The organism is Serratia sp. NGAS9, assembly GCF_009905295.1.
Taxonomy (GTDB): Bacteria; Pseudomonadota; Gammaproteobacteria; order Enterobacterales; family Enterobacteriaceae; genus Serratia; species Serratia bockelmannii.
In genome coordinates this window covers 4753155-4770701 of the sequence record NZ_CP047605.1, presented here as the reverse complement: position 1 = coordinate 4770701, position 17547 = coordinate 4753155, and the positions used below count along the sequence as shown (strand labels likewise).

General features: G+C 55.4%; 24 protein-coding genes. 23 read left to right on the top strand and 1 reads right to left on the bottom strand.

Annotated features, from left to right (window positions below):
• Positions 1 to 6: 6 nt before the first annotated feature.
• The 5 genes from GUC32_RS22695 to GUC32_RS22675 all read left to right on the top strand — a co-directional run bounded on the left by GUC32_RS22695 (position 7) and on the right by GUC32_RS22675 (position 4767).
• Entirely contained in the window at positions 7 to 210 is a 204-nt protein-coding gene (locus GUC32_RS22695) for a YheV family putative zinc ribbon protein (RefSeq protein WP_015379274.1), read from the top strand.
• Positions 211 to 322: 112 nt separating this feature from the next.
• A complete protein-coding gene (gene slyD / locus GUC32_RS22690) occupies positions 323 to 910 on the top strand; it encodes a peptidylprolyl isomerase (protein ID WP_004930407.1) in 588 nt (195 codons plus the stop codon).
• A gap of 92 nt (positions 911 to 1002) precedes the next feature.
• On the top strand, positions 1003 to 2031 hold the full coding sequence (locus GUC32_RS22685; RefSeq protein WP_060448453.1) for a LacI family DNA-binding transcriptional regulator: 1029 nt from the start codon (positions 1003 to 1005) through the stop codon (positions 2029 to 2031).
• A gap of 122 nt (positions 2032 to 2153) precedes the next feature.
• Positions 2154 to 3593, top strand: coding sequence for a Na+/H+ antiporter NhaC (gene nhaC, locus GUC32_RS22680; RefSeq protein WP_049206071.1), 1440 nt, complete (start codon positions 2154 to 2156; stop codon positions 3591 to 3593).
• A gap of 1 nt (position 3594) precedes the next feature.
• Positions 3595 to 4767 carry a MalY/PatB family protein gene (locus GUC32_RS22675; RefSeq protein ID WP_025304504.1) on the top strand — a complete coding sequence of 391 codons (1173 nt, stop codon included), beginning with the start codon at positions 3595 to 3597 and terminating at the stop codon, positions 4765 to 4767.
• Between the two features lie 15 nt (positions 4768 to 4782).
• Here GUC32_RS22675 and GUC32_RS22670 read toward each other — a convergent pair whose 3' ends face one another.
• Positions 4783 to 5010: a SlyX family protein gene (locus GUC32_RS22670; RefSeq protein ID WP_025304503.1), complete on the bottom strand. Its 228-nt coding sequence runs from the start codon at positions 5008 to 5010 to the stop codon at positions 4783 to 4785.
• 356 nt (positions 5011 to 5366) lie between these two features.
• Between GUC32_RS22670 and fkpA the strand changes: the two genes are divergently transcribed.
• From fkpA to rplV, 18 genes are all read left to right on the top strand, one after another.
• On the top strand, positions 5367 to 6206 hold the full coding sequence (gene fkpA, locus GUC32_RS22665) for an FKBP-type peptidyl-prolyl cis-trans isomerase (protein WP_025304502.1): 840 nt from the start codon (positions 5367 to 5369) through the stop codon (positions 6204 to 6206).
• Positions 6207 to 6579: 373 nt separating this feature from the next.
• Positions 6580 to 7302 carry a transcriptional regulator gene (locus tag GUC32_RS22660; protein ID WP_004930418.1) on the top strand — a complete coding sequence of 241 codons (723 nt, stop codon included), beginning with the start codon at positions 6580 to 6582 and terminating at the stop codon, positions 7300 to 7302.
• On the top strand, positions 7302 to 7691 hold the full coding sequence (tusD, locus tag GUC32_RS22655; protein ID WP_060435108.1) for a sulfurtransferase complex subunit TusD: 390 nt from the start codon (positions 7302 to 7304) through the stop codon (positions 7689 to 7691). Before GUC32_RS22660 ends, tusD begins: the two co-directional genes overlap by 1 nt.
• Positions 7692 to 7698: 7 nt before the next feature.
• On the top strand, positions 7699 to 8058 hold the full coding sequence (gene tusC, locus GUC32_RS22650) for a sulfurtransferase complex subunit TusC (protein ID WP_025304500.1): 360 nt from the start codon (positions 7699 to 7701) through the stop codon (positions 8056 to 8058).
• 9 nt (positions 8059 to 8067) lie between these two features.
• Positions 8068 to 8355 (top strand): sulfurtransferase complex subunit TusB, encoded by a 288-nt coding sequence (tusB, locus tag GUC32_RS22645; RefSeq protein WP_025304499.1) that lies wholly within the window; start codon positions 8068 to 8070, stop codon positions 8353 to 8355.
• Between the two features lie 143 nt (positions 8356 to 8498).
• A complete protein-coding gene (rpsL, locus tag GUC32_RS22640; protein WP_004930426.1) occupies positions 8499 to 8873 on the top strand; it encodes a 30S ribosomal protein S12 in 375 nt (124 codons plus the stop codon).
• Positions 8874 to 8969: 96 nt separating this feature from the next.
• Entirely contained in the window at positions 8970 to 9440 is a 471-nt protein-coding gene (gene rpsG / locus GUC32_RS22635) for a 30S ribosomal protein S7 (protein WP_004956203.1), read from the top strand.
• Between the two features lie 93 nt (positions 9441 to 9533).
• On the top strand, positions 9534 to 11648 hold the full coding sequence (gene fusA, locus GUC32_RS22630; RefSeq protein WP_025304497.1) for an elongation factor G: 2115 nt from the start codon (positions 9534 to 9536) through the stop codon (positions 11646 to 11648).
• 70 nt (positions 11649 to 11718) lie between these two features.
• Complete coding sequence (gene tuf / locus GUC32_RS22625) at positions 11719 to 12903, top strand: elongation factor Tu (protein ID WP_015376315.1); 1185 nt, start codon at positions 11719 to 11721, stop codon at positions 12901 to 12903.
• 132 nt (positions 12904 to 13035) lie between these two features.
• Complete coding sequence (bfd, locus tag GUC32_RS22620; protein ID WP_015379266.1) at positions 13036 to 13230, top strand: bacterioferritin-associated ferredoxin; 195 nt, start codon at positions 13036 to 13038, stop codon at positions 13228 to 13230.
• Between the two features lie 73 nt (positions 13231 to 13303).
• Positions 13304 to 13783: a bacterioferritin gene (gene bfr, locus GUC32_RS22615; protein ID WP_060424586.1), complete on the top strand. Its 480-nt coding sequence runs from the start codon at positions 13304 to 13306 to the stop codon at positions 13781 to 13783.
• Between the two features lie 385 nt (positions 13784 to 14168).
• Positions 14169 to 14480, top strand: coding sequence for a 30S ribosomal protein S10 (rpsJ, locus tag GUC32_RS22610; RefSeq protein WP_001181005.1), 312 nt, complete (start codon positions 14169 to 14171; stop codon positions 14478 to 14480).
• 32 nt (positions 14481 to 14512) lie between these two features.
• Positions 14513 to 15142 carry a 50S ribosomal protein L3 gene (gene rplC, locus GUC32_RS22605; RefSeq protein WP_015379265.1) on the top strand — a complete coding sequence of 210 codons (630 nt, stop codon included), beginning with the start codon at positions 14513 to 14515 and terminating at the stop codon, positions 15140 to 15142.
• Positions 15143 to 15152: 10 nt separating this feature from the next.
• Positions 15153 to 15758, top strand: a complete 606-nt coding sequence (gene rplD / locus GUC32_RS22600) for a 50S ribosomal protein L4 (RefSeq protein ID WP_004929779.1) — start codon at positions 15153 to 15155, stop codon at positions 15756 to 15758.
• Positions 15755 to 16057 carry a 50S ribosomal protein L23 gene (rplW, locus tag GUC32_RS22595; protein ID WP_004951179.1) on the top strand — a complete coding sequence of 101 codons (303 nt, stop codon included), beginning with the start codon at positions 15755 to 15757 and terminating at the stop codon, positions 16055 to 16057. The genes rplD and rplW overlap by 4 nt, the downstream gene beginning before the upstream one ends.
• Positions 16058 to 16075: 18 nt before the next feature.
• Positions 16076 to 16900, top strand: coding sequence for a 50S ribosomal protein L2 (gene rplB, locus GUC32_RS22590; RefSeq protein WP_004929775.1), 825 nt, complete (start codon positions 16076 to 16078; stop codon positions 16898 to 16900).
• A gap of 14 nt (positions 16901 to 16914) precedes the next feature.
• Positions 16915 to 17193, top strand: a complete 279-nt coding sequence (gene rpsS / locus GUC32_RS22585) for a 30S ribosomal protein S19 (protein ID WP_004929772.1) — start codon at positions 16915 to 16917, stop codon at positions 17191 to 17193.
• Positions 17194 to 17207: 14 nt separating this feature from the next.
• Positions 17208 to 17540 carry a 50S ribosomal protein L22 gene (gene rplV, locus GUC32_RS22580; RefSeq protein ID WP_002223844.1) on the top strand — a complete coding sequence of 111 codons (333 nt, stop codon included), beginning with the start codon at positions 17208 to 17210 and terminating at the stop codon, positions 17538 to 17540.
• Positions 17541 to 17547 lie beyond the last annotated feature (7 nt).

Genomic DNA, 17547 nt, shown 5'->3' with positions numbered 1-17547 from the left:
ATAACGATGTCTGCAACACGTAAGAGATTTATCGCCGGGGCGGTGTGCCCGAGCTGTAGCGCTATGGATACGTTGGCGGTATGGCGGGAGGATCAGGTGGAAGTGGTGGAGTGCGTCAAGTGCGGACACCATCAGCGCCAGACCGAACAACAGGTGGAAAAACACGTTCGCCCGCAAGAGCAGGTGATCGGCATTTTCCAGCCGAAGTAGCGTTTTTTTATCCCGGAGGGTACAGCGAGGCAGATTTCCGTTACAATCTGTCCGGAAAAGGCGCGCATCCCGATAACGGTGCGCGTCCTAGTAGCCAACGGTAGGAGATATCATGAAAGTAGCAAAAGACTTGGTGGTCAGCCTGGCTTACCAAGTACGTACAGAAGACGGTGTTTTGGTTGATGAGTCTCCGGTGAGCGCACCGCTGGACTATCTGCACGGGCATGGTTCTCTGATCGCAGGTCTGGAAAAAGCACTCGAAGGCCACGACGTTGGCGATCGTTTTGACGTTCACGTCGGCGCGAACGACGCGTACGGCAACTACGACGAAAACCTGGTGCAGCGCGTACCGAAAGACGTCTTCATGGGCGTTGACGAACTGCAGGTCGGCATGCGTTTTCTGGCTGACACCGATCAGGGCCCGGTACCGGTTGAAATCACCGAAGTTGACGGTGACCACGTCGTGGTTGACGGCAACCACATGCTGGCCGGCCAAAACCTGAACTTCAACGTGGAAGTTGTCGCGATCCGCGAAGCGACCGCAGAAGAGCTGGCGCACGGTCACGTACACGGCGAGCACGACCATCACCACGAGCACGGTGAAGGTTGCTGCGGCGGTCACGGCCACAGCCACGATCACGACCATGGTCACGACCACGGTAAAGGCGGTTGCGGTAACGGTGGTTGCGGCTGCCACTAAGCAGAACGCAATCCCGAGACAAGAGGGCGGCCATTGGCTGCCCTTTTTTATGCGCGGCGCACCAGGCGCCGAACGGCACAACAGGACATGCCATGGCCACCATGAAAGACGTTGCGCGCCGCGCCGGCGTTTCCACGGCCACCGTCAGCCGGGTGATCAATAATACCGCCTACGTTGAACCGGTGACCCGCGAACGCGTCGAGAAAGCGATGCGCGAGTTCAATTACCACCGCAACGCCGCCGCGCTGGCACTGGCGAAAAGAAGCGGCAATATGCTGGGGTTGCTGACCGGCAACCTCGACGATCCGTTTTTCTCGCGCCTGGCGCGGGGCGTGGAAGACATCACGCGGCAGGCTGGCGTGCGTTTGATGTTGTGCAGCGGCGGGCATCAGGCCGAACTGGAAAAAAGCGGCCTCGACTTTCTCATCAATCAGGGATGCGAAGCCATTGTGGCGCACGTCACGCGCATGGGAGAAGAGGAGCTGCTGCGCTACGCCGCCCACACGCCCGCGTTGGTGCTGGTCAATCGCTACCTGCCGGCCATCGCCAATCGTTGTATTTGGCTCGACAATGCCAAGGCGGCACAGGCGGCGACCGAGCTACTCATTCGCCAGGGGCATCGGAGAATCGCCTGCGTGACGGCGGATTTGCCGATCGACGACCGCGCACAGCGGTTAGCGGGTTACCGCAAGGCCATGGCCGCCGCTGGTATTGAGGTGCCCGGAGCCTGGATCATCAGCGTGCCCTTCAACGAGAAAGGGGGCGAGTTGGCGGCCGAGCGCGTGCTGGCCAGCGACCCACGCTTCACCGCCGCAGTGACGTTCAACGACGTGATGGCCGCCGGCATGATGCGCACCTGCCATCAACGGCACATTCAGTTGCCCGATGCGCTGTCGATCGTTGGCTTTGACGACATTGCCCTGGCGAAATATCTCCACCCTTCGCTGACCACTGTGCATTACCCCATCGAGAAAATGGCCCGACGCGCCGCGCGCCTCGCGCTGCAGATCCACAGCGGCAGCGACGTCGCGCCGCAGAACAACCGCTTTTCGGCCGAGCTTATCCTGCGAGACTCTGTCACCGATGGCGAGCCGCATGAGCAAAGCAAGCGCGGCGAATGAGAGACAAGTCACACAACGTGAGCGCATGAAACCGATTACATGGCCGGTTGCCTGCGCTCACATCCTCCGATTATCGAAGCCATTACGCTGTTGCAGTACCCCATCTTCAACAGGAGCCGTATATGGATAATAAGAAAACGCTCAACCTTGGGTTGGCGACGCTGCCGATTGTGGCCATGCTGTTGCTGCTCATCATCGGCTATGGCCAGTTTGGCCTGCGCATTGAACCGCTTCTGCTGGTTTCCGCCGCCATCACCGCCGCGCTGGCCTGGTGGCAAGGTTACCGCTGGGACGACATCATCGAGGCCATCGTGGCCAAGCTGGCGAAGGCCATGCCGGTGATCATGATCCTGATCTGCGTAGGTGGCCTGATCGGCACCTGGATGATCAGCGGTACAATCCCTTACATGGTGTATTGGGGGCTGAAGCTGATCAGTCCGCAATATATTCTGATTGCCGCGTTCTTCATCACCAGCGTCATCTCGGTGTGCACCGGCACCTCGTGGGGGGCAGCCGGCACCGTGGGCGTGGCGCTGATGGGCGTGGCCGCCGGTTTAGACGTGCCACTGGCCGCCGCGGCTGGGGCGGTGGTGTCCGGCGCCTACTTCGGCGACAAAATTTCGCCGTTGTCCGATTCGACGAATTTCGCGGCTATCGTTGCGGATACCGATCTCTACAGCCATATCCAGCATCTGATGTACACGACGTTGCCGAGCTTCATCCTGGCCGCCGTGGTGTACCTGATCGCCGGCCACACCGGCGCGGTGGGCAGCGTGGCAACGCCGGAAAAAGTGACCGAAATCGTCAGCGCGCTTGAGGGGCTGTACCATTTCAACCTGCTGTTGATCCTGCCACCGGTGCTGGTGCTGTGGGGCGCGGTGACCAAACGGCCGGTGATCCCTGTCATGCTGGCCGCCTGCGCGCTGGCGATCGCCATCGGCGTCGCGCTGCAGGGTTTTAGCCTGCAACAGGGGCTGAATGCGTTGATGGACGGCTTCAATCTGTCGATGTTCGCCAGCCAGGGCCATAACGTCGAAGGGATCGTCGCCGATGTGCCGCGCCTGCTGAACCGCGGCGGCATGTTCTCGATGATGAGTACGATCCTGCTGGTGTTCTGCGCCTTTTCCTTCGCCGGCGCCCTGACGCTGACCGGCGCCCTGACGGTGATCATCAGCCGGCTGCTGCACGTGGTGCACACCACCGGCCAACTGATCGCCGCCACCGTTGCCACCACGATCCTGGTGACCGGCGCGACCAGCGACGGCAAGCTGGCGCTGCTGATCCCAGCGGAGCTGTTCAAAGGGGCCTATCGGCGCATGGGGCTGGACAACAAAAACCTGTCGCGCACCGTCGAGGATGCGGGCACCGTTATCGAGCCGCTGATCCCGTGGACGGCCGCCGGTATTTACATGGCGACCACGCTGGGGGTCAGCACGCTCGATCTGCTGCCGTGGGCGATCCAATGTTATGCCGCGGTGGTGTTCGCCCTGATTTATGGGTTCACCGGCTTCGGTATCGCCAAACTTCAACCTCAGAACGATTTGCAGCGTAAGGAAGCCTGACATGACGAGTCATTTCAACGCCATCATCGATCGCCACAACACCAGCTCCGTGAAGTGGGACTTCATCGACCGCTATCTGCAACTGGATGGCAGCGAACTGTTGCCGATGTGGGTGTCCGATTTCGATTTTCCATGTCCGCCAGAGGTGCAACAGGCGCTGCATCAGCGGGTGGACCACGGGGTCTTTGGCTACAGCGAACGTGACGACGCCTACTATCAGGCGGCGATCGACTGGTTCGCCAAACGGCACGACTTGCCGCTGCGGCGTGAGTGGTTTACGTCGATTGAGGGGGTGGTGCCCGGATTGGCGATGCTGATCCAACTGCTCAGCAAGCCGGGGGACGGTGTGGTGGTGCAGGGGCCGTATTATGGCTCGTTCGCCAAGATAGTCACCATGAATGGCAGAGAGGTGCTTGAGAATCCTCTGTTGAAAACTCCGCAGGGATATCGGATCGATTTCGACCAGTTGGCTGCCTGTCTGGCACAGCGTAAACCGCCGCTGTTGTTGCTGTGCAATCCGCACAATCCGACAGGCCGTTGCTGGCGCCGCGATGAACTGGAGCGGCTCATGGCGCTTTGCCATACCCACGACGTTACGGTGATCTCCGATGAGATCTGGGCCGATCTGCTGCTGCCCGGCGAGACGTTTACGTCGGTGTTGCATCTGGACAAGAAATATCGCGAGCGAGCGATTGCGGCGACGTCCGCCAGCAAAACGTTCGGCCTTTCCTCGCTGCGCATTTCGAATTTCCTGATCCCCAACGCTCGGCTTCGGCAGGCGTTTGTCGATCGGCTGAATGCCCACGGGCTGGATGTGTTCAACGCGCTATCGATGACGGCGGCGACCGCGGCCTATCAACGGGGTGCTGTCTGGCTTGATGAGCTGCTCAGCTACCTGGCGGAGAATCGGCGTTGGTTTGAACGGGCGCTGGCGGCCGCCGCGCCCTGGTGCACGATGACCCAGGCAGAAGGGACCTATCTCGCCTGGCTGGATTGCCGTGCACTGGGTTTGAGCGATGCTGACTTACAGCAGGCGCTGGTGGCGGTGGCAAAGCTGGCTCCGTCGATGGGCAGCGGTTTCGGCCCGCAGGGGAGCGGTTTTATCCGCATCAACCTGGGGTGCCCGCGCCGGTATCTCGAGCGTGCCGTCGATGGGTTGGCACGCCTGAAATAACCGCGCAACGGACCCTCAATAGTGCGGCGGAGGGGTTTCTTCCGATTGCGAGGCGATCATTGAGGTTTGGGTCGAGCGCAGCTTGTCGGTCAACATGCGCAGGTGTTCGCGCATCTTCAGCATTTCCATTTGATGCTGGGTAACGGTCTGGTTGAGCTCTTCGATGGTGAGCTCTTGGAAAGCCTGACGGCTCTCCAGTTCTTCAAGCCGCTGTAGCAGGCGTTGAATGTCGGCGTTGTGCATGAGGCTACCTCTGACGCGATAAAATCCTGATTCGGCGCTATGGTAACAGCTGGCGCCGGGTTTGCTCGCGCTATTTCTTCAGACGGCGCGCAACGTTGCGATCGGCAGTGTAAAGTGCTGAAAAGTTGCGCGCCCGATACGCCGTTTTTTGCTAACCTCGCCGAATATTCTGCAAGAAAAATCTGATTTATCATACGAGTAGCACGCAGGGGGAAACTTCTCGGCAAAGTGGGAGTCACACTTTGACTCGATTGGTTACCTGTGCGACTGTTTTGTTTTGTTTCAGGCAGCTATAGTAGCCCGGTTATCTTACCTAATGATTGTTTGGGGCATTGCTTCAGACACTGGAGAAATGGATGAAATCTTTGTTTAAAGTCACGCTTCTGGCAACCACCATGGCTTTTGCTCTGAATGCGACCCAGGTCATGGCAGCCGATGCCGCCAAACCGGCAGAAGCCGCTAAACCAGCGGACGCGGCAGCAGCGCCAAGCACCGGCAAGTTCAAAAACGACGACGAGCAAGCGGCTTACGCACTGGGCGCCTCTCTCGGCCGTTACATGGACAACTCTCTGAAAGAGCAAGAGAAGTTGGGCATCAAGCTGGACAAAGATCAGCTGATCGCCGGCGTTCAGGACGCGTTCGCCAACAAGAGCAAGCTGAACGATGCCGACATCGAGAAGACCCTGCAGGGCTTCGAAGCGCGCGTGAAGGCTTCCGCTCAGGCGAAGATGGAGCAGGACGCCAAGGACAACGAAACCAAAGGCGCCAAGTATCGCGACAGCTTCGCTAAAGAAAAAGGCGTGAAGAAAACCGAATCCGGCCTGCTGTATCAGGTAGAGAAACCGGGCGCGGGTGAAGCGCCGAAAGACAGCGACACCGTGGTGGTGAACTACAAAGGCACCCTGACCGACGGTACCGAGTTCGATAACTCCTATACCCGCGGCGAGCCGCTGTCGTTCCGTCTGGACGGCGTGATCCCTGGCTGGACCGAAGGTCTGAAGCACATCAAGAAAGGCGGCAAAATCAAGCTGGTGATCCCACCGGCGCTGGCCTACGGCAAAACCGGCGTTCCGGGCATCCCAGCTAACTCCACGCTGGTCTTCGACGTTGAGCTGCTGGACGTGAAAGCGGCGCCGAAAGCCGACGCTAAAGCCGAAAAACCGGCTGACGCGAAAGCCGATACCAAAGCGAAATAATCTCGTCGCTTTGTTTGCCACCGCCGCGGATGCCCTCCGCGGCGGTTTTCATTTTGGCCGCCGCCGCCTCTCTCGCCATTGAACGCTTGACGCCTGCCGGGCATCGGGCTTAACGTCAATACCACGCGCAAACGCAAGGACTTTGCTCCGGCCGCTTTGCTAGACTAATAATTCTGACTTATCAGTCATGCGTCTGCCCCTTAGGGCGTGTACCTAAAATTGTTCCCGGCCGCCTCGCCCGCGGATGTCATCGTGCCGTTTTATGCGGCTCTCAGCCAGCCGCGCGGCGGCATGCCGACGACGGCAGCGATCCGGTCCGAGCGGTTTTAGCTGCGCCCCCTGGCACAGGCGATCTATGAGGGTGGTATCTTCGATGTCGAATTCGCTTTTATCCAGCGAAGCCAGCGAACTTGATTTGCTGAATGAACGTCCGTTTACTCAAACGGATCATGAAATCCTGAAATCCTATGAAGCGGTGGTCGACGGGCTGGCGATGTTGATCGGCGGCCACTGCGAAATCGTATTGCACGCGCTGGAAGACTTGAACAGCTCGGCGGTGCGCATCGCCAACGGGGAACACACCGGGCGCAAAATCGGCTCGCCGATCACCGACCTGGCGCTGCGCATGCTGCACGACATGGCCGGCGACGACAGCAGCGTGTCGAAAGCCTACTTTACCCGCGCCAAGAGCGGCGTGTTGATGAAATCGGTGACCATTGCCATTCGCAATCGCGAGCAGCGGGTGATCGGCTTGCTGTGCATCAACATGAACCTCGACGTGCCGTTCTCGCAGATCATGCAGACTTTTATGCCGCCGGCCACGCAGGACGTGCCGTCGTCGGTGAATTTCGCCTCTTCCGTCGACGATCTGGTGGCGCAGACGCTGGAGTTCACCATCGAAGAGGTGAACGCCGACCGCTCGGTGTCCAATAACGCCAAGAATCGCCAGGTGGTGCTCAACCTCTATGAGAAAGGCATCTTCGATATCAAGGATGCGATCAATCAGGTGGCGGATCGCCTGAATATCTCCAAACACACCGTGTATCTGTACATCCGCCAGTTCAAGAGTGGCGATCTGTTGGGAAGCGACCGTTGATGCTCGATTATTGTCTGTTGGTCACCGGCCCGGCTTACGGCACTCAGCAGGCCAGCAGCGCCTATCAGTTCGCTCAGGCTTTGCTGGCGAAAGGGCACCGGCTTTCCAGCGTTTTTTTCTACCGTGAAGGGGTGTTGAACGCCAACCAGCTGACCGCGCCGGCCAGCGACGAGTTCGACCTGGTGCGCGGCTGGACGCAGCTGGCGCAGCAACACGGCGTGGCGCTCAACGTCTGCGTTGCTGCCGCGCTGCGCCGTGGCATCACCGACGAGCAGGAGGCGGCGCAACAGGGGCTGGCAAGCGCCAACCTGCAGCCCGGCTTTACCCTGAGCGGGCTGGGTTCCCTGGCCGAAGCGTCGCTGAGTTGCGACCGTCTGGTGCAGTTCTGAGGATATGATGAAACGAGTCGCTTTTGTTTTCACCCACGGGCCGCACGGCGGTGCCGGCGGCAGGGAAGGGCTGGATGCGCTGCTTGCCACATCGGCGCTCAGTGAGGATTTGGGGGTGTTTTTTGTCGGCGATGGCGTATTGCAGCTGTTGCCGGGCCAGCAACCGGAAAAAATCTTGGCGCGCAATTACATCGCCACCTTCGGCGTGCTGCCGTTGTATGACGTGGAGCGCTGCTATCTATGCCAGGCTTCGCTGCAGGAGCGTGGGCTGAGTCAGGTGACCGATTGGGTGCTGGATGCCGAGGTGCTGGCGCCGGATGAATTGCGCCGCCAATTGGCCGGTTACGACGCCGTGATGACGTTTTAGGATCTTCTGATGCTGTATACCCTGAGCCATTCGCCAAACCAATGTGACTTACCTGCGCTGCTGCGCCTGGCGGCGGAGGGCGACGCGCTGTTGCTGCTACAGGACGGCGTGCTTGCAGGCCTTGCCGGCAGCGCTCATCTTGAATTGCTGCTCGCCGCCCCCATATCCCTTTATGCGCTGCAGGATGACCTGGAAGCCCGGGGATTGGTTGGTCATTTTTCGCACAAAATCACTGTCATCGGCTATAATCACTTCGTTGAATTAACCGAACAACACCGCAGCCAAATGGCCTGGTAATGAGAGTGATGTTGTATATTTCTTGACACCCATACTGGTCAGCCCTAAAATTCTGCGTCCTCGTACTCTGCCAATAGTGCATACGAGGGGATTTATCACATGTTTACGAAGCTAGTACGAAGCAAAAACCAGGAGCTTTTTTAATGGCAACAATTAACCAGCTGGTTCGCAAACCACGCTCTGTGAAGGCTGCTAAAAGCAACGTTCCAGCGCTGGAAGCCTGCCCGCAGAAACGTGGCGTATGCACCCGCGTATATACCACTACCCCGAAAAAACCAAACTCCGCACTGCGTAAAGTTTGCCGTGTGCGTTTGACTAACGGTTTCGAAGTGACTTCCTACATCGGTGGCGAAGGCCACAACCTGCAGGAACACTCCGTAATCCTGATCCGTGGCGGTCGTGTAAAAGACCTGCCAGGTGTGCGTTACCACACCGTCCGTGGTGCACTTGACTGCTCCGGTGTTAAAGACCGTAAGCAAGCTCGTTCCAAGTACGGCGTGAAGAAGCCAAAGGCTTAATGGTTCTCCGTTAAGTAAGGCCAAACGTTTTAACTTTAATGTCAAAATAAACTCGTAGAGTTTTGGACAATCCTGAATTAACAACGGAGTATTTCCATGCCACGTCGTCGCGTAATCGGCCAACGTAAAATCCTGCCAGATCCTAAGTTCGGATCTGAGCTGCTGGCCAAATTTGTAAATATCCTGATGGTAGACGGTAAAAAATCTACTGCAGAAGCAATCGTCTATACCGCGCTGGAGACCCTGGCTCAGCGTTCTGGTAAAGATCACCTGGAAGCTTTCGAAGTCGCTCTCGACAACGTTCGCCCGACTGTAGAAGTTAAGTCGCGTCGCGTTGGCGGTTCTACTTATCAGGTACCAGTTGAAGTCCGCCCGGTTCGTCGTAATGCTCTGGCAATGCGTTGGATCGTTGATGCTGCACGTAAACGCGGTGATAAATCCATGGCTCTGCGCCTGGCGAACGAGCTGTCTGACGCAGCAGAGAACAAAGGTTCTGCTGTTAAGAAGCGTGAAGACGTTCACCGTATGGCCGAAGCCAACAAGGCGTTCGCCCACTACCGCTGGTAATCACCTGGCTGTAGTCATGCTAACCAAGCGGGCGCGTCAAATCGGCCCGCTTGGGTTAACTGAACTTGAACGCCCTAGGAATAGAGGAATCAAATGGCTCGTACAACACCCATTGCACGCTACCGTAACATCGGTATCAGTGCTCACATCGACGCCGGTAAAACCACCACTACCGAACGTATTCTGTTCTACACCGGTGTAAACCACAAAATCGGTGAAGTTCATGACGGCGCTGCCACCATGGACTGGATGGAACAGGAGCAGGAGCGTGGTATTACCATCACTTCTGCAGCGACTACTGCTTTCTGGTCTGGTATGGCCAAGCAGTTCGAACCGCATCGCGTAAACATCATCGACACCCCAGGGCACGTTGACTTCACCATCGAAGTAGAACGTTCCATGCGTGTGCTGGATGGCGCGGTAATGGTTTACTGTGCTGTTGGTGGTGTTCAGCCACAGTCTGAAACCGTATGGCGTCAGGCTAACAAATACAAAGTGCCACGTATCGCGTTCGTTAACAAAATGGACCGTATGGGCGCTAACTTCCTGAAAGTTGTTGGCCAGATCAAATCTCGTCTGGGCGCTAACCCTGTTCCTCTGCAGCTGGCTATCGGCGCAGAAGACAAATTCACCGGCGTTATCGACCTGGTGAAAATGAAGGCGATCAACTGGAACGAAGAAGACGCAGGCGTAACCTTCGAATACGAAGACGTCCCGGCTGACATGATGGATCTGGCTGAAGAATGGCGCCAGAACCTGATCGAGTCCGCTGCGGAAGCTTCCGAAGAGCTGATGGAAAAATACCTGGGCGGCGAAGAGCTGACCGAGGAAGAAATCAAAGCAGCTCTGCGTCAGCGCGTACTGAACAACGAAATCATCCTGGTTACCTGTGGTTCTGCGTTCAAGAACAAGGGTGTGCAGGCGATGCTGGATGCGGTAATCGAATACCTGCCGGCACCAACTGACGTTCCTGCGATCAACGGTATCCTGGACGACGGTAAAGACACTCCGGCTGAGCGTCACGCAAGTGATGACGAGCCGTTCTCTGCGCTGGCGTTCAAAATCGCTACCGACCCGTTCGTAGGTAACTTGACCTTCTTCCGCGTGTACTCCGGCGTTGTTAACTCCGGCGACACCGTGCTGAACTCCGTTAAGTCTGCGCGCGAGCGTTTTGGCCGTATCGTTCAGATGCACGCCAACAAGCGTGAAGAGATCAAAGAAGTTCGCGCAGGCGACATCGCCGCTGCGATCGGTCTGAAAGACGTGACCACCGGGGACACCCTGTGTGATCCAGACTCTCCAATCATCCTGGAGCGTATGGAATTCCCTGAGCCGGTAATCTCTATCGCCGTTGAACCGAAAACCAAAGCTGACCAAGAAAAAATGGGTCTGGCTCTGGGCCGTCTGGCTAAAGAAGACCCGTCGTTCCGCGTATGGACTGACGAAGAGTCTAACCAGACCATCATCGCCGGTATGGGTGAACTGCACCTCGATATCATCGTTGACCGCATGAAGCGTGAATTCAACGTTGAAGCTAACGTGGGCAAACCTCAGGTAGCTTACCGCGAAGCGATTCGCGCGAAGATTACCGACGTTGAAGGTAAGCACGCCAAGCAGTCTGGTGGTCGCGGTCAGTACGGTCACGTTGTGATCGACATGTACCCACTGGAGCCGGGCTCTAACCCGAAAGGTTACGAGTTCGTCAACGACATCAAAGGTGGTGTAATTCCTGGCGAATACATCCCTGCCGTTGATAAAGGCATCCAGGAGCAGCTTAAGTCTGGTCCGTTGGCTGGTTACCCAGTAGTAGACATGGGTATTCGTCTGCACTTCGGTTCTTACCACGACGTTGACTCCTCTGAACTGGCGTTTAAACTGGCCGCGTCTATCGCCTTTAAAGAAGGCTTTAAGAAAGCGAAACCAGTTCTGCTTGAGCCTATCATGAAGGTTGAAGTTGAGACTCCAGAAGAGAACACCGGTGACGTTATCGGTGACTTGAGCCGTCGTCGCGGCATGCTGCGCGGTCAGGAATCTGAAGTGACTGGCGTTAAGATCCACGCTGAAGTACCGTTGTCCGAAATGTTCGGCTACGCAACTCAGCTGCGTTCTCTGACTAAAGGTCGCGCATCATACACCATGGAATTCCTGAAGTATGATGATGCACCGAACAACGTCGCTCAGGCCGTAATCGAAGCCCGTGGCAAATAAGCCGCAGGGTTAAAACCAAAGTCCCGTGCTCTCTCCAGAAGGGGAGAGCGCTATAGTAAGGAATATAGCCGTGTCTAAAGAAAAATTTGAACGTACAAAACCGCACGTTAACGTTGGTACTATCGGCCACGTTGACCACGGTAAAACTACCCTGACTGCAGCGATCACCACCGTTCTGGCTAAAACCTACGGCGGTTCTGCACGTGCTTTCGACCAGATCGATAACGCGCCAGAAGAAAAAGCTCGTGGTATCACCATCAACACCTCTCACGTTGAGTATGACACCCCGACTCGTCACTACGCGCACGTTGACTGCCCAGGGCACGCCGACTACGTGAAAAACATGATCACCGGTGCTGCTCAGATGGACGGCGCGATCCTGGTAGTAGCTGCGACTGACGGCCCAATGCCTCAGACTCGTGAGCACATCCTGCTGGGTCGTCAGGTTGGCGTTCCTTTCATCATCGTATTCATGAACAAATGCGACATGGTTGATGATGAAGAGCTGCTGGAACTGGTAGAAATGGAAGTTCGCGAACTGCTGTCCGCGTACGACTTCCCAGGCGATGACCTGCCAGTGATCCGCGGTTCCGCGCTGAAAGCGCTGGAAGGCGAAGCTGAGTGGGAAGCGAAAATCATCGAACTGGCCGAAGCCCTGGACAGCTACATCCCAGAGCCAGAGCGTGCTATCGACAAGCCGTTCCTGCTGCCAATCGAAGACGTATTCTCCATCTCCGGTCGTGGTACCGTTGTTACCGGTCGTGTTGAGCGCGGTATCATCAAAGTTGGCGAAGAAGTTGAAATCGTTGGTATCAAAGACACCGTTAAGTCTACCTGTACTGGCGTTGAAATGTTCCGCAAACTGCTGGACGAAGGCCGTGCTGGTGAGAACGTAGGTGTTCTGCTGCGTGGTATCAAACGTGAAGAAATCGAACGTGGTCAGGTACTGGCTAAACCAGGCTCCATCAAGCCGCACACCCAGTTCGAATCTGAAGTGTACATCCTGAGCAAAGATGAAGGTGGTCGTCACACGCCATTCTTCAAAGGCTACCGTCCACAGTTCTACTTCCGTACTACTGACGTGACCGGTACCATCGAACTGCCAGAAGGCGTAGAGATGGTAATGCCAGGCGACAACGTGAACATGGTTGTAACCCTGATTCACCCAATCGCGATGGACGACGGTCTGCGTTTCGCAATCCGTGAAGGCGGCCGTACTGTAGGCGCTGGTGTTGTTGCTAAAGTTATCGCTTAATCGCGAATAATTTTTCGACACAAAAAAGGGGCACTTCGGTGCCCTTTTTTTATGCAATTTGCTCAAATCTTAATTGAAATAAAAACCATTCCTATTTAGACTCAATGCATTGGTTAAGAAGTGAGTCTCTCTATGTATGTATGTCTGTGTAATGCGGTGACTGACAAAGCGATCCGTAATGCGGTGCGTCAGCACAATCCCCATACCATGAAGCAGCTGCGTGAACTTGTGCCGATTGGTACCGATTGTGGAAAGTGCATTCGTCAGGCAAGACAGATTATGGTGGAGGAACGCGGAACTATCATCCCAATGCATGAAGTTGCCTAACAAAGGGTAAGGTTATTTTTGACTCTTGGCTTACAGGTTCTACACTTTTAGAACTGGCCAGGAGGAGTTACCTATGAAAGGCGATAAAAAGATCATTGCTCACCTCAACAAGCTGCTCGGCAACGAGCTGGTTGCCATCAATCAATATTTCCTGCACGCCCGCATGTTCAAGAATTGGGGCTTAATGCGCCTCAACGACAAGGAATACCACGAGTCGATCGACGAAATGAAACATGCCGATCGCTACATCGAGCGTATCCTGTTCCTGGAAGGGCTTCCTAACCTGCAAGATCTCGGCAAGCTGAACATCGGCGAAGACATTGAAGAGATGCTGCGTTCCGATCTGGCTCTGGAGCTGGCTGGTGCCAAGAACCTGCGTGAAGGTATCGCCTATGCCGATTCTATTCACGATTATGTCAGCCGCGATTTGATGATCGATATCCTGGCCGATGAAGAAGAGCATATCGACTGGCTGGAAACCGAGCTGGACCTCATCGCTCGCCTCGGTATTCAAAACTATGCCCAGGCGCAGGTTTTGGAGCGCAAAGAGTAAAGCCTTCAGCCTATTCGCCATTGCCTCTCCTGCCGGCGGCCGTTTTCACGGCGGGGCAGGGGAGAGCTCAACCCGCCCTAAGCATAATTCATTCCCTGCTCACCGTGCTAACCCACAAACTGACACTGAACGCGCAAAAATGACGATTTCCTGAGCATATTTCCAACTGCGGCTTGCTTCCTGGGCCATTTTGCGTATAATGCGCGGGCTTACCTAATCTTGGTAAGCCTGATTTTAGCGAATCAGTCGATTGGCAGGCCTTTTTTGCCTTTCGAACAATACTCCCGATATGGGGGTTATATGTTGACGATTACACTCCCCCATCAATCGAAATGGGTGTGAGGAGTAATTATTTACGTTTATAAATAATTGGAGCTCTGGTCTCATGCAGAACCAAAGAATCCGTATCCGCCTGAAAGCGTTTGATCATCGTCTGATCGATCAATCAACCGCGGAAATCGTCGAGACTGCAAAGCGCACTGGTGCGCAAGTCCGTGGTCCGATCCCGCTGCCAACTCGCAAAGAGCGCTTTACCGTTCTGATCTCTCCGCACGTCAACAAAGACGCGCGCGATCAGTACGAGATTCGCACTCACAAGCGTCTGGTTGACATCGTTGAGCCAACCGAGAAAACCGTTGATGCTCTGATGCGTCTGGATCTGGCTGCCGGTGTAGACGTGCAGATCAGCCTGGGTTAATCAGGTCATTGAGCGATTGAGAGGTTGAAACAATGATTGGTTTAGTCGGTAAAAAAGTGGGTATGACCCGTATCTTCACTGAAGATGGCGTTTCTATCCCAGTAACCGTAATTGAAATTGAAGCGAACCGCGTGACTCAGGTTAAAAGCCTGGACACCGACGGTTACCGTGCCGTTCAGGTTACCACTGGTAGCAAAAAAGCTAACCGTGTAACCAAGCCGGAAGCGGGCCATTTCGCTAAAGCTGGCGTTGAAGCTGGCCGTGGTCTGTGGGAATTCCGCCTTGAAGAAGGTCAAGAGTTCGCTGCAGGTCAGGAAATTAGCGTAGAAATCTTCGCTGACGTTAAAAAAGTCGATGTTACCGGTACTTCTAAAGGTAAAGGTTTTGCTGGCACTGTTAAGCGCTGGAACTTCCGTACCCAAGACGCTACCCACGGTAACTCCTTGTCTCACCGCGTTCCGGGTTCTATCGGTCAGAACCAGACTCCGGGCAAAGTGTTCAAAGGCAAGAAAATGGCTGGCCACCTGGGTGATGAGCGCGTAACCGTTCAGAGCCTGGACGTAGTACGTGTTGACGCTGAGCGCAACCTGCTGCTGGTTAAGGGTGCTGTACCGGGCGCAACCGGTGGCAACCTGATCGTTAAACCAGCTGTGAAGGCGTAAGGGGATAGCAATGGAATTAGTATTGAAAGACGCGCAAAGCGCGCTGACTGTTTCCGAAACTACCTTCGGTCGTGATTTCAACGAAGCGCTGGTACACCAGGTTGTTGTTGCTTATGCAGCAGGTGCCCGTCAAGGTACTCGTGCTCAGAAGACCCGTGCTGAAGTAACTGGTTCCGGCAAAAAGCCATGGCGTCAGAAAGGCACCGGCCGTGCGCGTTCAGGTTCTGTAAAGAGCCCGATCTGGCGTTCAGGCGGCGTGACCTTTGCTGCTAAGCCACAGGACCACAGTCAGAAAGTAAACAAAAAGATGTACCGCGGCGCGCTGAAAAGCATCCTGTCCGAGCTGGTACGTCAAGATCGTCTGATCGTTGTCGAGAAGTTCTCTGTAGAAGCGCCTAAAACTAAGCTGCTGGCACAGAAACTGAAAGATATGGCTCTGGAAGACGTGCTGATCGTGACCGGTGAACTGGATGAGAATCTGTTCCTGGCAGCTCGCAACCTGTACAAGGTTGACGTGCGCGATGTAGCAGGTATCGATCCGGTTAGCCTGATCGCCTTCGACAAAGTGGTTATGACTGCTGATGCTGTGAAGCAAGTTGAGGAGATGCTGGCATGATCCGTGAAGAACGTTTGCTGAAAGTGCTGCGTGCACCGCACGTATCTGAAAAAGCATCCGCTGCGATGGAAAAAAGCAACACCATCGTTCTCAAAGTTGCCAAAGACGCGACCAAAGCAGAAATCAAAGCTGCAGTGCAGAAACTGTTTGAAGTCGAAGTCGAAGACGTGAACACCCTGGTAGTTAAAGGGAAAGTGAAGCGTCACGGTCAGCGTGTTGGTCGTCGTAGCGACTGGAAAAAAGCTTACGTCACCCTGAAAGAAGGCCAGAATCTGGACTTCATCGGCGGCGCAGAGTAAGTCGGAGGAGTAAGAACAATGGCAATTGTTAAATGTAAACCTACATCTCCGGGTCGTCGCCACGTTGTTAAAGTGGTTAACCCTGAGCTGCACAAGGGTAAACCTTATGCCCCGCTGCTGGAAAAACTGAGCAAAAGCGGTGGTCGTAACAACAATGGCCGTATCACCACCCGTCATATCGGTGGTGGCCACAAGCAACATTATCGTCTGGTTGACTTCAAGCGCAACAAAGACGGTATCCCTGCTGTGGTTGAGCGTCTGGAGTACGATCCGAACCGTTCCGCGAACATCGCGCTGGTTCTGTACAAAGACGGCGAACGCCGTTACATCCTGGCGCCGAAAGGCCTGAAAGCTGGTGACCAGATTCAATCTGGCGTTGATGCTGCAATCAAAGCGGGCAACACCCTGCCGATGCGCAACATTCCAGTTGGTTCAACGGTTCACAACGTAGAAATGAAACCAGGTAAAGGCGGCCAGATGGCTCGCTCCGCTGGTGCCTACGTTCAGATCGTTGCTCGTGATGGTTCCTACGTAACTCTGCGTCTGCGCTCTGGCGAAATGCGTAAAGTTCCAGCTGATTGCCGCGCCACCCTGGGTGAAGTCGGTAACGCTGAACACATGCTTCGCGTTCTGGGTAAAGCAGGTGCTGCACGTTGGCGTGGTGTTCGTCCTACCGTTCGCGGTACGGCGATGAACCCGGTAGATCACCCGCACGGTGGTGGTGAAGGTCGTAACTTTGGTAAGCACCCGGTAACTCCGTGGGGCGTTCAGACCAAAGGTAAGAAGACCCGTAGCAACAAGCGTACTGATAAGTTCATCGTACGTCGCCGTAGCAAAAAATAATTAGAGGATAAGCCATGCCACGTTCTCTCAAGAAAGGTCCTTTTATTGACCTGCACTTGCTGAAGAAGGTAGAGAAAGCGGTGGAAAGCGGTGACAAGAAGCCTTTGCGCACTTGGTCCCGTCGTTCAACGATCTTTCCTAACATGATCGGTTTGACCATCGCTGTCCATAATGGTCGTCAGCACGTACCAGTGTTCGTTTCCGATGAAATGGTCGGTCACAAACTGGGTGAATTCGCGCCGACTCGTACTTATCGCGGCCATGCGGCTGATAAAAAAGCTAAAAAGCGCTAAGGTAGGAGGAAGAGATGGAAACTATCGCTAAACATCGCCACGCTCGTTCTTCTGCTCAGAAGGTTCGCCTTGTTGCTGACCTGATTCGCGGTAAGAAAGTGTCGCAAGCTCTGGAAACTCTGACCTACACCAACAAGAAAGCTGCTGGTCTGGTTAAGAAAGTGCTGGAGTCTGCCATTGCTAACGCAGAACACAACGATGGCGCTGACATCGATGATCTGAAAGTTACGAAAATCTTCGTAGACGAAGGCCCAAGCATGAAGCGCATTATGCCGCGTGCGAAAGGTCGTGCAGATCGCATCCTGAAGCGCACCAGCCACATTACTGTGGTTGTGTCCGATCGCTGAGACTCTG

What these genes read in the sequence shown, in the direction of transcription:
- GUC32_RS22695 (WP_015379274.1), top strand. Translation starts at nt 7, where the DNA reads ATGTCTGCAACACGTAAGAGATTTATCGCCGGGGCGGTGTGCCCGAGC.
- slyD (WP_004930407.1), top strand. Translation starts at nt 323, where the DNA reads ATGAAAGTAGCAAAAGACTTGGTGGTCAGCCTGGCTTACCAAGTACGT.
- GUC32_RS22685 (WP_060448453.1), top strand. Translation starts at nt 1,003, where the DNA reads ATGGCCACCATGAAAGACGTTGCGCGCCGCGCCGGCGTTTCCACGGCC.
- nhaC (WP_049206071.1), top strand. Translation starts at nt 2,154, where the DNA reads ATGGATAATAAGAAAACGCTCAACCTTGGGTTGGCGACGCTGCCGATT.
- GUC32_RS22675 (WP_025304504.1), top strand. Translation starts at nt 3,595, where the DNA reads ATGACGAGTCATTTCAACGCCATCATCGATCGCCACAACACCAGCTCC.
- GUC32_RS22670 (WP_025304503.1), bottom strand. Translation starts at nt 5,010, where the DNA reads ATGCACAACGCCGACATTCAACGCCTGCTACAGCGGCTTGAAGAACTG.
- fkpA (WP_025304502.1), top strand. Translation starts at nt 5,367, where the DNA reads ATGAAATCTTTGTTTAAAGTCACGCTTCTGGCAACCACCATGGCTTTT.
- GUC32_RS22660 (WP_004930418.1), top strand. Translation starts at nt 6,580, where the DNA reads ATGTCGAATTCGCTTTTATCCAGCGAAGCCAGCGAACTTGATTTGCTG.
- tusD (WP_060435108.1), top strand. Translation starts at nt 7,302, where the DNA reads ATGCTCGATTATTGTCTGTTGGTCACCGGCCCGGCTTACGGCACTCAG.
- tusC (WP_025304500.1), top strand. Translation starts at nt 7,699, where the DNA reads ATGAAACGAGTCGCTTTTGTTTTCACCCACGGGCCGCACGGCGGTGCC.
- tusB (WP_025304499.1), top strand. Translation starts at nt 8,068, where the DNA reads ATGCTGTATACCCTGAGCCATTCGCCAAACCAATGTGACTTACCTGCG.
- rpsL (WP_004930426.1), top strand. Translation starts at nt 8,499, where the DNA reads ATGGCAACAATTAACCAGCTGGTTCGCAAACCACGCTCTGTGAAGGCT.
- rpsG (WP_004956203.1), top strand. Translation starts at nt 8,970, where the DNA reads ATGCCACGTCGTCGCGTAATCGGCCAACGTAAAATCCTGCCAGATCCT.
- fusA (WP_025304497.1), top strand. Translation starts at nt 9,534, where the DNA reads ATGGCTCGTACAACACCCATTGCACGCTACCGTAACATCGGTATCAGT.
- bfd (WP_015379266.1), top strand. Translation starts at nt 13,036, where the DNA reads ATGTATGTATGTCTGTGTAATGCGGTGACTGACAAAGCGATCCGTAAT.
- bfr (WP_060424586.1), top strand. Translation starts at nt 13,304, where the DNA reads ATGAAAGGCGATAAAAAGATCATTGCTCACCTCAACAAGCTGCTCGGC.
- rpsJ (WP_001181005.1), top strand. Translation starts at nt 14,169, where the DNA reads ATGCAGAACCAAAGAATCCGTATCCGCCTGAAAGCGTTTGATCATCGT.
- rplC (WP_015379265.1), top strand. Translation starts at nt 14,513, where the DNA reads ATGATTGGTTTAGTCGGTAAAAAAGTGGGTATGACCCGTATCTTCACT.
- rplD (WP_004929779.1), top strand. Translation starts at nt 15,153, where the DNA reads ATGGAATTAGTATTGAAAGACGCGCAAAGCGCGCTGACTGTTTCCGAA.
- rplW (WP_004951179.1), top strand. Translation starts at nt 15,755, where the DNA reads ATGATCCGTGAAGAACGTTTGCTGAAAGTGCTGCGTGCACCGCACGTA.
- rplB (WP_004929775.1), top strand. Translation starts at nt 16,076, where the DNA reads ATGGCAATTGTTAAATGTAAACCTACATCTCCGGGTCGTCGCCACGTT.
- rpsS (WP_004929772.1), top strand. Translation starts at nt 16,915, where the DNA reads ATGCCACGTTCTCTCAAGAAAGGTCCTTTTATTGACCTGCACTTGCTG.
- rplV (WP_002223844.1), top strand. Translation starts at nt 17,208, where the DNA reads ATGGAAACTATCGCTAAACATCGCCACGCTCGTTCTTCTGCTCAGAAG.